The sequence below is a fragment of the Marinobacter halodurans genome (assembly GCF_004327985.1).
In the GTDB taxonomy this organism is placed as follows: domain Bacteria; phylum Pseudomonadota; class Gammaproteobacteria; order Pseudomonadales; family Oleiphilaceae; genus Marinobacter_A; species Marinobacter_A halodurans.
In genome coordinates, this window is record NZ_SJDL01000058.1 from 1 (window position 1) to 13,361 (window position 13,361).

Sequence of the window (13,361 nt, forward strand, 5' to 3'; positions counted from 1 at the left end):
AAGATGTTGGTGGCTATCTGATGGACTATTACAACCGGCAGCGACCTCACACATTCAACGATGGCATTCCGCCCGTTGCAGCTGAGGAAAACCTTAAAATACTGTCCGGGATTAGTTGACCACTACACAACTGAAACAGGGGTGTTTACAAATTACTGACCCTGACCGGGTATTAGGTCCACACAGAGTTGGAAAAATCCGGCTGATGAGGAAGAAAAGTGCTTTCGTTGTAATTTTTAGGTGGTGCGGTCGGTACCTGAGTTAGCTTTTTTCGAGATTTAGAAACGGCTCCGAGGGTCGCAAAGCAGACATTTGATTCACCGGACCAGGGCTTATGAAAATGGCCTTCAATTGAGGCTCGGATCTGTCATACCTATCTGGGAAAGCACAGGTGCATGTTTCTTCCATACCTTCAGGGCTGACGGCTTGAAAGCAAGCGAACACTCAAAACTCATTCAGACCAACTCGAATGCTTGGTTCTGCACTGCGCTCGCTAACAACGGCAATCAACTCCCGATCATCCAATATGTCGAGCAAGGCTTCGTAAACTGCAGCAGGAACGCAGTAAAAAACAGGGTTATTCCGGTTCAAAACAGCGACTGGAAATCCCTTCCCAGAAGCCACTGCCGCCATAGGATTTTTTTTAAGCTCTGAGATGCTTACTGCAACCTTAGAGAAGGTTTGATTGGTCATGTAAACGCCTCAACATAAAGACCCTTTAACATGTCGATGACTCCAGCACCCCGGTGATCGGTTTAGTTTAGCCAACATCCGTGGGTAGCATAGGTCGCAAAGCGGACATTCGGAATGGCTGACAACATCTGTCCTGAACGGTGAGAAGGCGACAGTGGAGTGCAGGATCTTTATCCGATGCCTTACTTGGTAATTTCGTGATGGAGGTCCACGCAGCGGGTTTCAGCGCCCACCGTTGTGGTAGACTGGCCCATGGTCAGCGACATTTGAGTCGCTCAAGCCCCCCCGGACGGTTACTCACTCGAGCCGCGATCATGGGGAGGACTTATGTTTGAAACTCATCCGGATTCCGAGCTCGGTTCGGAAACTGAAATCCTCAAGGGCAAGACGATCTCTCCGGGCATGGTTCAGGGAATTGTCCATGTCCATCACAGCTTTTTAGATCTCCCTGATATCCCGCCTGAAGCGATTTCCCTGAATGACGTGGAGAAGGAGTTCTCCCGCCTGAATGCTGCGACGACCAGAGTGTCGGATGATTTGGCGGCTCTGGTACTAAGAGTTGCGGAGGAAGTCGATTCCAGTCTGGCAGAGGTTTTCGGGGCTCACCGACTGATTCTCAATGATCCTGCCCTCAGGGAAGAACTGCGCCGGGAAATTACTGAGAACCTCGTGGATGCCAGCACCGCCGTTCGGCATGTGTTTCGTCGTTGGGAAAAGCGTTTTCTCCTGATGGAGTCACAAATAGCCCGGGACAAAAGTGACGATCTCCGGGACGTTTCAGTGCGTCTATACAATGCTCTGGTGGGCATCACAGCCAACCCCCTGGAGGAGATCCCTTCGGGCTGCGTGCTGGCCACGTCACGGCTACTACCTTCCGATACGATATTCCTGGCTGACCGTTCAGTGGCGGCCGTGCTGCTTGAATACGGCAGTTTCGGCTCGCATTTTGCCCTGTTTGCCCGGGAAATGGCATTGCCCTGTATTTCGCGCCTATCCGGACTATCAGACATCCATCGAGAGGGGGCGCTTGCCCTGGTTGACGGCAGTACCGGCATAGTTACCCTGCGCCCTACGTGCCGCCAGATTGACCAGTTTGAGAAAAAGGTCAGGACACTTGCCAAAAGCCTCGGACGGGCGCAGGCCCACGCCATGGAGCCGGCGATCACCCGCGATGGTGTATCCATTGCCGTGCTGGCCAATGTCGGATTCTGCCAAGACACCGAGAACGCAATGCGCAACGGGGCAGAGGGTGTCGGCCTTTATCGGCTGGAACAGGCCTACCTCGGTCGCCTGGAGCCCCCCAGTGCCGAGGCGTTGTTGGCGGATATGCGGCAAACGCTCGCGGCGGCCAAAGGCTACTCCGTCGTAGTGCGGTTGCTGGATGTGGGGGCCGACAAACCCCTACCTTTTATTGAATTTGCCAGCGAATCCAATCCGGCGCTGGGGTGCCGCGGCGTGCGTATTTTGAAAGAGTACCCGGAACTACTGAAAACGCAGCTCAGGGCTATCCTGGCGTTGAGCCAGGAATATGATGTGCGGCTTCTGATTCCCATGGTGACCCTGGCTGAGGATGTGATGGTGGTCAAAAAACACCTGCTGGCGCTTTGTGGCGAGCTGAACATCACAACCCCACCGCAGCTGGGCGCCATGATCGAAACCCCGGCGGCCGCACTGTCGGCACGGCAGTTCGCCGGTGATGTGGATTTCCTAAGTTTCGGCACCAATGACCTCACCCAGTATGCGTTTGCTGCCGATCGTGAAAACGCCGCCGTAGAGCCCTATTTCAACGACGCCGACGAAGTCATCTTCAGGCTCATGCAGCTCACTCATGATGATGTGCCCGAGATACCGCTATCGCTGTGTGGTGAACTGGCGGGTCGACCTGAGCAAGTGGCCCGGGTCCTCCAGTGCGGCATACGGACCCTCAGCGTCGCGGGGCCGCTGATCCCCGCAGTGAAGGAGGCCATCCGTCACAGCAATTGTTTGGTTTCGGCGGTAACGAAACCACAGAGGTCATGACGGTTTGCAGAGAACAGGTAAAGCCCCCAGACAGGCAGGCTGTAAGGGGGGCGGGAAACTATTGCCAGCAAATCCGCTTGGTCGACCTCGGTTACGATGGATTCTCGATGATGATCTCTACCCGACGGTTCTGCTGACGCCCGGTGGGGGTGTCGTTGTTTGCGACCGGCCGATCCATGCCGAGCCCCGATGTGGAGAGCCGCTGCGAGGCGATCCCCTGTTGCGTCAGATAATGCCGAACAGAATCGGCGCGATCTTGCGAGAGGCGCTGGTTGTAGTCAGCGGATCCGACGTTGTCGGTATGCCCTTCGATCTGAGCGTTGCGATCCGGATACTGGTTGAGGAAATCCACCAGTCTGTTGAGATTGCTGCTGGCGCCACCCTGAAGTTTCGCGCTTCCGGTGGCAAACAGCACATCTCCCAGTGTCAGAACCACGCCACGGTCGGTTACTTCTGCCTGGAGTGCCGCAATTTGGCTCTGGTACTCCGCTTCCTGCTGCATGGCAAGGGCGGCCGCTTCGGCCGCATCCTCCCGGGCCTTGCTGACTTCGAGGGTCCGTGCATTCAGCCGGGCCGCAGCGCGCTCCTCGCCAAACCTTGTGCGCTGATCCTCGGCATATCGCGTGGTCGCTTTGGCCTCGGCAATCGCGACTGCCCGATCAGCCATGTAGACCCGATGCTGACCCAAAGCTGCGTCATCATCGGGCAACGGCTGCTCCGCAAGGCGCACTGCGACTTCCGCATCCCTGAGTTCCATGCGGGCCCGATCGGCCAGATTGGGATCTTCCTGCAGGGTGGTCAGTTTGCCGCGCACGTTTTCGGCACCCATGGGGGCTGTCGGTCCGGTGGCACAGGACGCGACGACCAGCGATGAGCACAACAGCGCGACCAACATACCACCACGCTTGACATTTTGATTCATGGAAAGGTTCATTGCTCTTCTCCTTGGCGCCCCATTTCCTCGGTCAGGGCATCGGCGCTGCGACCCATTTCCCGATTGATAGCCATCGCCTTCGCGGATTCGGTTCGCGCTGTGGCAAGCTCGGCCACTATGGCCGACTCCCGGGCGAGGCGCTCTGCGTCTTGCATCTGCTCTTTACTGACAGAGCGTTCCGCCTTCAACAGCTTCTGTTGCGCTTCATCCAGTTCGGCGCCCGCATGCTGCCTGGCGCCGGCCTGTTCTGCAGTGGCGATGGCATCCCGCGCTTCTTTCAGCGCACTGGTGGGGGGCAGAGGCGCCGACGCACAAGCGCTAATCAGTACGGTGGCGACCGCCAGCCCCAGGCCACCGCGCAGGCGGTTGGCAATACTTTTTTGGTTTGAGTGATTCATGTCAGTGCTCCTCCGGAAGCCCTACGTGTAATCTTCACTGTAGGGCTCCTCGGGGCCGCGTTCTGTATGCTACCGCACCCATCCCTGTTTATTTGCTGCAGAAAGAGCTGGGCGATCGACGCAGCAGGCTGCATGCTCCCTGGCTGCTGGGGGGATAGGGAATCCCGGATATGGCGAGGTCGGTGGTGTAACGTACAGAAACTCCGCGGCTGCTCGGCCACAGTTGAATCATTCAGGCTGTGCCCTCGCTGGTGTATGGCTTACTGGGTATCTGTCGCGGGAGAGCACCATGGCCGCAATAGGAAAAAGTGAGGCCTTCGATGGGCCGCAGAATGGGAATCGCTTGATCGACAGCTTGGCGTCCGGCCCCCGCACGGCCGTGCTGGCGCACTGTGAATACGTTGAGTTGCCCGCCGGCACTGTGCTGTGTGTCGCCGACGAACCCTTCGAGCACGTTTATTTTCCTATCGTCGGTAACATTACACTGATGACCACACTGGCAGGCCACCGGCCTTTCGAAACGCAGGGTATCGGAAGCGAGGGAATGCTTGGCGTGAACCTGATCCTGGACGTCAATCGCTCGTTCCAGCAAGGCATCGTCCAGACACCCTGCCTCGCATTGCGAATGGAAACCGAGGCGCTTCGGGCGGCTATAAGGCGCCATTCGGCACTACGCCGTATGCTGCAACGTTATTTTTCGGTTGTTTTCGAGGAACTGCTGCAAGCAGTCGGCTGTATTCGCTTTCACGACGTGGGGCAGCGGTTGGCACGGGGCCTGTTGCTGGCCCATGACCGGGCGCCAACGGCCGCCTTGCCCCTGACCCATCGCATCCTCGCGGAGACGCTGGGTGTCCAGCGTGGTGCGGTCACCCTCGCCGCGCTAAAACTGCAAGAAGATGGGATCATCCGCTACAGTCATGGCAGGATCACCATTATCGACCGCACCGCGCTTGAGGCAGCAGCCTGCGAATGCTACGGCGCCAGCATTGGAAACCTCACGAGTTTGTGGCCCCGCCTGTAGGTGCCCATTGACTATCGCCCATGCGCCGTCAAAAGGCCTGAAGACTGAATGAAGGAACGGCTCGTAACATGTACGGCTTCGTACATTCTGTCTGACAAATGGCGTACACTGACCTGGATCATATGGTTGGCCACGGGAGGCGCCAACGATGACACCGTCACCGCACCCCACACAGAACCATCTCCTTGCCGCACTGCCCGCGGACGTCCGGCAACGGCTCTTACCCTATCTTGAGGAAATCCCCATGCCCCTGGGCCAGGTGCTCTATGAAGCGGGGGACAAAATGCGCCACGTGTATTTCCCCACCGACAGCATCGTTTCCTTGCTCTATGTGATGGAGAGCGGCGCATCTGCGGAAATCTCAGTTGTGGGGAATGAAGGCCTGGTGGGGATCTCATTGTTCATGGGCGGTGAGAGCACCTCGAGCCGTGCAGTGGTCCAGAGCGGTGGTAGTGGTTATCGCCTGGCAGGGCAGCGCCTGGTTGACGAATTTCATCGACACGGTGACCTCATGTCACTTGTCTTGCGCTACACGCAGGCGTTGATCACCCAGATGGCACAGACGGCCGTCTGCAATCGCCATCATTCCATCGATCAGCAACTGTGCCGCTGGCTTTTACTCTCGCTGGATCGTTTACCCACGACCCACCTGGTCATGACCCAAGAGCTTATCGCCAATATGCTGGGTGTCCGCCGCGAAGGGGTGACGGAAGCGGCTGGAAAGCTGCAACAACTGGGTGTCATAAAATACCGGCGCGGACACATTGAAGTCATGGATCGCCCCAGGCTCGAGCAAATGAGCTGCGAATGCTATGCCGTGGTCAAACGGGAAACGGATCGTCTGCTCACCGTTCCATCCGCCTAGTGCATTCCGGGGGTTCTGGGGTTCGGGGGTTGCGCGTTCCCGGGCCGCTTGGCAGCCTGAGTGCGGTTCCGAACAGAGCGCCACACATCCCAGGTATAGGCTGATTCATAGCTCCCATACCAGGTCGATAACGATGTTCAGAACCTTTTCGCCTCACCACCCCCGCACATACTTCGAGACAGGGCCGGCATGCCCCCATTGCGGAGTCAGCGCACCAGCAGCAGGGCAGCCCACCCTGGCATTCCCGCTGTCGGCATTTGGCGCTGATTCGTTCAACGATATTGCGCTGACCACCCTTGACGCGATTAACCAGGCGGTGCTGGTCATCGATCCTGAGGGCGTGGTTGTCTATCTCAACAATGTTGCCGAAGGACTCACCGGCTGGTCACGGGAAGAGGCGAAGGGGCGTTCGGTTGAACAGGTATTCTTCATTTTCGACGATACCATCGGGGCAGTGGAGCAGAATCCCGCGCGCCGGGCCATCAACGAGGATCGGCCGGTGAGGCTTGCTCTGGGCCGTGTCCTGATGCGCCGAGACGGTGCCAGTGTTGCCATCGAGGATTCCGCGACCCCCATTCACGACCGTCACGGCACAACGACCGGTGCGGTTATTGTTTTTCACGATGCCCGTCACTCCCGGACCGCTTTGAGGAAGATGAGCCACGACGCCCAGCATGATCATCTCACCGGTCTGCCCAACCGAATGCTGATGATGGAGCGGCTCACTCAGGCCGTTGGCCTGGCGCGTAGGCACGGCAAGCAAACCGCGCTGCTGTTCATTGATCTGGATAATTTCAAACAGATCAACGACTCCCTGGGTCACAGCGCCGGTGATGCGCTACTGAAAGACATCGCCGTGGAGATTGGGAACTGTTTGCGCACTACCGATACCGTCAGCCGCCATGGCGGTGATGAATTTGTTGTCCTGTTGAGTGAAATCGAGGCGCCGGAAGATGCCCTGCAGGTGGCGGAAAAACTGTTGGCCCGATTCGCTGAACCTCGCAAGATCGATAGGCGCAAAGTCCAAGTCACACTGAGCATTGGTATCAGTGTCTATCCGGAGGACGGGCAGGACGCCACTACCCTGATGGAGAATGCGGATACGGCCATGTACGCCACCAAAGAAAATGGGCGCAACGGCTACCGGTTCTTCCAGCAGCTGCAAGAGCCGACTTAGCTGGCATTACCTCTGCAACCCCCATTTGCTCGAAGCAAAAGAATGGATGAACCGGTGTTGATCTGGCACCGCCGGGGATAACTTTTTAGAAGGTGCCTTATGCGTGTTTTTACCAACCCGGTCGGTGCCGGTGCCCTCTGGTTCGATAACCTGGCCACTGCAGATGGCACTCCCGTTGCCTATGATCCTCAGGCCAGGGCCTTTGTGCCCGTGCCGGCTTTCTGTGCCAACCGTGAGGTGATTGGCTGTAACTGGATCGCACCGGAACAGGGGGCTTTTTGTCGTTCCTGTGCTATGACCGCTCTAGCGCCGGATCCGAACATTCCCGGCGCCATACCCAACTGGGCCCACACCGAAGCTGCAAAACGCTGGGTGCTGGACAATCTGGGGCGCTGGTCCTGGTTCCGGCCTGAGGACTCCGGCTGCCGTCCGGTCTTCCACATGCTGGCGGAGGGGCTGACGCCGGTTTTCATGGGTCACGCTCAGGGTGTCGTGACCATCAGCGTGGCAGAGGCAGACCCGGTCATTAGAACCACGCGGCGGGAGGCCCTGCAAGAACCTTATCGCACGATGGTTGGCCATATGCGCCACGAAATCTCCCATATGTTATGGTGGCGCCTGAGCCTGCGTGAGGACTTTTTGGAGGCTTTTCGCGCCATGTTTGGTGACGAGCGTGAGGACTACCGCGCCGCTCTGCAACACCACTATGACAGTGGTCCTCCGCCGGACTGGAGGAGCCATTTTTTGACCAGCTACGCCTCCACCCACCCCCATGAAGACTGGGCTGAAACCGCCGCCCACCTTTTGCACTTGACGGACATCACCGACAGTTTCGGGGCCGCCGGATTAAACTCACCCCAGCTCCCGGCAAACGGCTGGGACCCCTATGCAGAGCCTGAGGCTGAGCGCCTGATTCAAGTGGCTGCGTCGCTGACGGTAGCCGTGAATCACGTGAACCGATCCATGGGCCTTTCCGATCTTTATCCCTTCGTGCTATCTAGCAGAGCGCGGGAAAAGCTGGCCTTTGTCCACGGCTGGCTGCGCCGGGGCGCCCAGGGGCGTTAGGAGGCGTCGAACCCTCGTTCGAATCTGTTCGCCCATACGGGGTGCTGTCCCGAGGGATAAAAGCCCCACTGACCAAAACCGGCCAGTGAGGCTAAGTCCTAATGTTCTTGCATACGGAGTGCGTATTTACCGTGGGCTTGGGCTACCCCCGATAGGAGCGCTAGAACGAAGGGTCTCAATCCGATCGACCTGATCAGGATCCAGCGGTGGAGTTATCTGGCTGTCGTGCTGGATCTGTATGCCCGCCGTAAGTTCCGTCAGAGGCTCTGGCGCTATCGAATGACACGAAGCATGAGCCGACGTGGTAACTGCTGGGACAACGCACCGATGGTGAGGCTGTTCCGGAGCCTGAAATCTGAATGGATACCGGCCCTAGGATATCGGAACCTCCCCGAGGCAAAAAGGATGTTGGTGGTTATCTGATGGACTATTACAACCGGCAACAACCTCATGCATTCAATAGCGGTATTTCACCCGTTGCGGCTGAGGAAAACCTTAAAATACTGTCCGGGATTAGTTGACCACTACACAATCAGCTATGAGCCAACAGGTTTTGCCATGGAGCAACATCACGTCAATCGGCAAAGTCGCGCGCCTAACGTCGACATGGGCAGGGCGAGGCGTTAAATATCCATGCGCCGACGTACTTATTGTTTCTTCACCTGCAAATCGTTTTTGACGGCTTGCGTGCCCGAGACCTCTTGCGCCACTTCCGTGGCGCGGTCGACCATCGACTCTGAGTCAACAAAGCCGCTCAGTTGCACGGTGCCGTTGTAGGTCTTGACGCTGATTTGGAATACCTTCAGTTCGGGGTCGCCGAAAATAGCGCTTTTTACCTTTGCGGTGATGGCACTGTCGTCAAGGTACTCGCCAGTGCTTTGACGGGTTGACGTTGAGGTACAGGCCGCAGTCGAAACTAGCGCCAGCCCAAGCATCAGCGCGGACAAAAAATGTGCGAATCGGAATCGGTAAGTTGTCATATTCAATGTCCTATGTTGTTGGAGCTGTAAACGTCTTCTTTCAATTTGGCGTGGTCCAAAGGAGCGGTCAGTGCGATAGCACACAACAGTTGAAAATCTCCGGTTGTGGCCTGCTCAGCCCACATTCCGCCTCGCCTCAGCGAAAGCCAAGAAAGGAAAGAATGGCCAGAACGATAACGACTGAGAGATCGTAAATCTGGTTGCGCCGCGTTCCCTGCGGCGGATGATGCAACTACCTTGTATTGGCTGGTCCATTGCCACATCGGGGTTTAGATTAGAATGAGAGGCGTTGTCTGGTCTGTACGCTGGCCCACAGAGCGCATAAAAATACCGAAGCGTTTCGTTTTTCTGTCGCCCGATTCTGCGCCCTCGATGTAAAGACGTTGATAGGCCAAACAATGCCTGCGAAAACGCTAGCAGGCAGCTCAGTCAAGGCACTACGGGTCATATCAGCGTTTGGAGATTTTTTTCGAAGTCTTTGATTTTCTTGTCAGCTTCGTCTCTTGTGATGCCATAAGCTTGCTGAATCTTGCCGGCCAGTTGTTCGCGCCTGCCAGCAATCTCGTCAAGGCGGTCATCCGTCAGCTTGCCCCACTGCTCTCTCACCTTGCCCTTCAGTTCTTTCCAGTTGCCTTCAATGATGTCCTTGTTCATTTCAGCGCCTTCGGCCCTTTGGCCAGATGATGGGTTCATCGAACGAAGGCCCGCGCCAAAACGAATGGTTCGCCGCCGCTTCAACATCGTCTATTGAAGAGGGAGTTGCATCAACCGCCGCAAGAAACGCGGCGCAACGTCCTCACTTTCCAAAGTAGTTTAGCAATGTGAGATTTCAGATTTGGTTGGCAGAGCAAATCATTTCTATGTGTTCTTCAACGGTCACCAGTTCTAAGGATCGGCCCAGGTAAGATCACTCCAAATAAATTCGTTTTCATTGAGGGCAGTCTATTGCGGGCGTGAAAAAAGCGTTCACAGCAGAAAATTTAGTTCGTCGCGAAAGTCCGCTTTTGTTTAGACATTAGAGGGGGCTGGCAGAGCCCGAAATTGCTCATAGACTGACTCCGAGAGCCGCTTCGATCCCCAGCGATCCATGGTTGAGGGCAACTTTACCCCATCAAATCTCAATACTCTCCGCGATCTCCAGAGCATCCTCCACCTCGACACCAAGGTATCGCACGGTACTGGACATATTTGTGTGCCCAAGTAGCAACTGGACAGCTCTGAGATTTTTGGTCTTCTTGTAGATCAATGTCGCTTTGCTACGCCTCATTGAGTGAGTGGCATAGACGGAAGAATCAAGTCCGATGCTGGTTATCCACTTCTTGACGATACGGGCATATTGATGAGTAGTGATGTGGTTAAACTTTCTCATCCGGCTCGGCCATAAATAATCCATACCTGATAGTCCGCGAAATTTGATCCAAGCTTCGACCGATTCGCGAGTCTTTTTGGTTATCTCGAACTGAACAGGCTGGCTGGTTTTCTGCTGAACGACTTGTGCCCGATCCAAAACTTCTCCGTTTCTCGAAATATCTCGAACCAAGAGCTTTATCATGTCGCAAGATCGGAGTTTGCAATCAATCGCCATGTTGAACATCGCAAGCTCGCGGATGTTCTCTGCAATCTCTAACCGGATGCGGATAGCCCATATTTGTTCGAGCTTAAGCGGTAGCTTCTGGCCAACGAGCTTTCCCTTGTTCCAGGGAGATTTGCTGATAGGAAACGTCATGACGCGGCCCTCTTTGGAGCGTAAGGGCCCTTAAGTATGGTTCAGAAGATTGTCAACCCCTCAACTATTTGATCCCGGACAAGCTTTTCGCTCTGCCAGGGATGCTGTGCATCCTCACGCTGGCGGGTTCAGCGAGCCTCCCGGTAAGAAACCATGCGCTGCTTGTCTTCGTCCCATAGGGCATAACGAAAGCAGTCTGCTATATCCCTCGGGGCCAGGGTCGTGGTCAACGGCGATTGTAGCTCCGGAATCGCCGCCATCACCTCGGGAAGGCGATAAAAAGGAATTCGGACGTTGAGATGGTGAATATGGTGAAAACCAATGTTCCCGGTAAACCACTGCATGACCCGATTCATCCGCATGAAACTTGAAGACTCCATGGCCCCCCGGTAATAGGTCCAGGCTTCGGGCGAAGCAATCTGCATACGCCGGAAACTGTGCTGGGCAAAAAACAGGTAGCACCCTAAAGCGGAGGCAACAAGCATAGGCAGCAGGATGACAAAAAATGCCAGGTTGAAGCCTCCCAGCCACCAAAGCAGTCCAATCAGCCCGAAGTGAGTGATCAGCGCAACGAGGGAGTCAAGGTGTTGGGCCGGGGACCGAATTAGCGGTATGAGTGTGATGTTGAGGCCGAAAACGATCGGATAACTCAGCACCACCACCAAGGGGTGACGCTGAACACGATAGGCTAATCGCTGCCACCGTGTTGAAGCCCGCCAGATCCGGGTGGTCAAAAGCGGAAACGCTCCCACACTGGCGCCGGAGATCTGCCCCACATGGCCATGATGATAATTGTGGCTAGCACTCCAGGAGCGAGTTGGAGCGAGAACAAAAACGCCATAGGTATGAAAAAGCCAGTAAGCAGCACGCGAGTCTTTGAGAATGGCCCCGTGAAGGTAATCATGGAAGGTGATAAAGGCCCGTACCATCAAGAGTGCGCCTAGCAGGGAACACACAAGCTGAAGCGGCCACCACGGAAGCGCTCCGGCGGCTATCAGGGCCGCGATCATTAATCCGAAAGTCGGGCCGACTTGCCACCAACTTTGAACATAAGACGCTTCAACGTAAGGTTTGGTGGCTTGAAGCAGCTCCCGGCCTACCCGGATATCAGCACTGTGTTCGGGCAAGCTGCTACTCATTTTCTGGATATCGTTCTGACGCATTGCGCGCCCCTCCCTACCTTAAAATTAAATCTTGAGGCAGGGAATTTCCAGTTCCCGGATCATTTACATATGAAAATAGAAGCACGTAACGAATGAGATGGGCTCCCCCTGCTCCTGAGATATCAAGGTGCCAGTCGAGTGGGCAAGCTCTAGTGCTTGGCGGAATAATAGCGCCCCTCGTCGTGGAAGGTGATCGTCTCCTGCTCGTCCGTTCCGATCAGTTAAAAATGCACATCAGAATGGGGCAGGTCGTAAAACCCTTCGGTAGGGTGCCCAGCCGGACTCCAGTCAAGAGGCAGGTCGGAACGGACTAAGGGCAGGTCAGTTCACCAACCCGCAAATGGGTCGAATACCGGCCCAAAGTTGAGAAGCGCGAATGTCGACTTTTGTTTAAGAGCCGACTTGCTGCGTCTCTTTTTGGAAGTGTCCGCAGTAACGGAGTAGAACCCCAGTGGTAGTACCTTGACCGATGCCTGCGGCCGCCCTGACGGGCTCCTGCGGCTGGTTCAGTCCGGCAATGTCGCTTAGCAACATTGCCGCCCTTTCCAGCGAGGTCTCTGTAACTGCGTTCTAACTAGGGGTGAGGAGAGCTAAGCTCGTTTGATATGCGGCAGTGGCTGATTTAGTTGATCCTCTGTAACGCCCCTCATCTCTGCGTTGTATTGCCATGTAAGAAGAAGTTCGTAGAGTTGAGAATTCTGTTGCTTCAAAATTTCAATCTCTTCTGTGAGCTTCACTATCCGACTCACCGATTCTGCTTTCGAAACCGAAGGCATACCCGCAGAGGCCGCAACCTTTTTGAGCGCTTCTTTTCTGAGCCGAAGAGCCATTTTAATCTCAGTCTTTGCTGAGAGGCTTTGGCGAGAATAAAAGATGCCACGATCCTTAAGCTCAGCAATTAAACTTTTCCAGGACGGCTCTTGAAGCTGATTAACCACCTCTGTGATCTTTTTGATTTCGCCTGGCGTCATTCTGCTCGTCATTTCTTTTCTCCGGTGAGAGCCATGATGCTTTTGAGGTCAAGCTTTAGCTCACTGGTATTTTTTTCGGTGTATCCCCCATTTTGAAGTGCTCTGTGAGTTGCAGACTCCGGCCCATCACCTTTAGGCCGAGCCACGATCAACGCGCCATCTTCGATGCTTTCATCGTCGAATATCGCCAGCAATTCTTCGCCGCGGGTGATTTTCTTCACGGAGCTATGGTGATTTCTGGTGTATGGAGGCAAGTTGAAGAGGTGGCGTATCCTGTTGGTTGATCTCGCCAGATCACAACCAACAGAGGAATGATACGCCATGTCAAAGTCTACCCTGCACGCTCTTT

The 13,361-nt window shown here is 55.5% G+C and carries 14 protein-coding genes and 1 pseudogene; 6 read left to right on the forward strand and 9 right to left on the reverse strand.

What is annotated here, in order from left to right; genetic code table 11:
* Positions 1 to 444 precede the first annotated feature (444 nt).
* The gene (locus tag EZI54_RS22190; RefSeq protein WP_131484066.1) at positions 445 to 693 is read right to left on the reverse strand and encodes a type II toxin-antitoxin system Phd/YefM family antitoxin; all 249 of its coding nucleotides are present in this window, start codon (positions 691 to 693) and stop codon (positions 445 to 447) included.
* A 327-nt stretch (positions 694 to 1,020) separates the two neighbouring features.
* Here EZI54_RS22190 and ptsP point away from each other — a divergent pair, with 327 nt between their 5' ends.
* Positions 1,021 to 2,712 (forward strand): phosphoenolpyruvate--protein phosphotransferase, encoded by a 1,692-nt coding sequence (ptsP, locus tag EZI54_RS22195; protein ID WP_131484067.1) that lies wholly within the window; start codon positions 1,021 to 1,023, stop codon positions 2,710 to 2,712.
* A gap of 91 nt (positions 2,713 to 2,803) precedes the next feature.
* Here the strand turns inward: ptsP and EZI54_RS22200 are convergent, their stop codons facing one another.
* Together EZI54_RS22200 and EZI54_RS22205 are read right to left on the reverse strand one after the other, a co-directional pair.
* Positions 2,804 to 3,646, reverse strand: a complete 843-nt coding sequence (locus EZI54_RS22200; protein WP_207389315.1) for an OmpA family protein — start codon at positions 3,644 to 3,646, stop codon at positions 2,804 to 2,806.
* Positions 3,643 to 4,044 carry a DUF4398 domain-containing protein gene (locus EZI54_RS22205; protein ID WP_131484068.1) on the reverse strand — a complete coding sequence of 134 codons (402 nt, stop codon included), beginning with the start codon at positions 4,042 to 4,044 and terminating at the stop codon, positions 3,643 to 3,645. The genes EZI54_RS22200 and EZI54_RS22205 overlap by 4 nt, the downstream gene beginning before the upstream one ends.
* A gap of 289 nt (positions 4,045 to 4,333) precedes the next feature.
* Here EZI54_RS22205 and EZI54_RS22210 point away from each other — a divergent pair, with 289 nt between their 5' ends.
* The 5 genes and pseudogenes from EZI54_RS22210 to EZI54_RS25175 all read left to right on the forward strand — a co-directional run.
* Positions 4,334 to 5,065, forward strand: a complete 732-nt coding sequence (locus EZI54_RS22210; protein WP_131484069.1) for a Crp/Fnr family transcriptional regulator — start codon at positions 4,334 to 4,336, stop codon at positions 5,063 to 5,065.
* Positions 5,066 to 5,213: 148 nt separating this feature from the next.
* Complete coding sequence (locus EZI54_RS22215) at positions 5,214 to 5,930, forward strand: Crp/Fnr family transcriptional regulator (protein ID WP_131484070.1); 717 nt, start codon at positions 5,214 to 5,216, stop codon at positions 5,928 to 5,930.
* Positions 5,931 to 6,063: 133 nt separating this feature from the next.
* Positions 6,064 to 7,107 (forward strand): diguanylate cyclase domain-containing protein, encoded by a 1,044-nt coding sequence (locus EZI54_RS22220; protein ID WP_165495843.1) that lies wholly within the window; start codon positions 6,064 to 6,066, stop codon positions 7,105 to 7,107.
* A 99-nt stretch (positions 7,108 to 7,206) separates the two neighbouring features.
* Positions 7,207 to 8,172, forward strand: a complete 966-nt coding sequence (locus EZI54_RS22225; RefSeq protein ID WP_131484072.1) for a zinc-binding metallopeptidase family protein — start codon at positions 7,207 to 7,209, stop codon at positions 8,170 to 8,172.
* Positions 8,173 to 8,376: 204 nt separating this feature from the next.
* Positions 8,377 to 8,693 (forward strand): annotated as a pseudogene (locus EZI54_RS25175) (integrase core domain-containing protein); the annotation flags it as partial.
* 126 nt (positions 8,694 to 8,819) lie between these two features.
* On the opposite strand, the gene EZI54_RS22230 reads toward EZI54_RS25175, so the two are convergent.
* From EZI54_RS22230 to EZI54_RS22255, 6 genes are all read right to left on the reverse strand, one after another.
* Entirely contained in the window at positions 8,820 to 9,152 is a 333-nt protein-coding gene (locus EZI54_RS22230) for a BON domain-containing protein (protein ID WP_131484073.1), read from the reverse strand.
* Between the two features lie 444 nt (positions 9,153 to 9,596).
* Entirely contained in the window at positions 9,597 to 9,806 is a 210-nt protein-coding gene (locus EZI54_RS22235) for a CsbD family protein (protein ID WP_131484074.1), read from the reverse strand.
* Positions 9,807 to 10,263: 457 nt separating this feature from the next.
* Entirely contained in the window at positions 10,264 to 10,878 is a 615-nt protein-coding gene (locus EZI54_RS22240) for a tyrosine-type recombinase/integrase (protein ID WP_131484075.1), read from the reverse strand.
* A gap of 128 nt (positions 10,879 to 11,006) precedes the next feature.
* Positions 11,007 to 12,041, reverse strand: a complete 1,035-nt coding sequence (locus EZI54_RS22245) for a fatty acid desaturase family protein (RefSeq protein ID WP_131484076.1) — start codon at positions 12,039 to 12,041, stop codon at positions 11,007 to 11,009.
* Between the two features lie 590 nt (positions 12,042 to 12,631).
* The gene (locus tag EZI54_RS22250; protein WP_131484077.1) at positions 12,632 to 13,024 is read right to left on the reverse strand and encodes a hypothetical protein; all 393 of its coding nucleotides are present in this window, start codon (positions 13,022 to 13,024) and stop codon (positions 12,632 to 12,634) included.
* Positions 13,021 to 13,361: hypothetical protein (locus tag EZI54_RS22255; RefSeq protein ID WP_207389316.1), on the reverse strand; the 341-nt coding region annotated here is incomplete at its 5' end. The genes EZI54_RS22250 and EZI54_RS22255, both read right to left, overlap by 4 nt.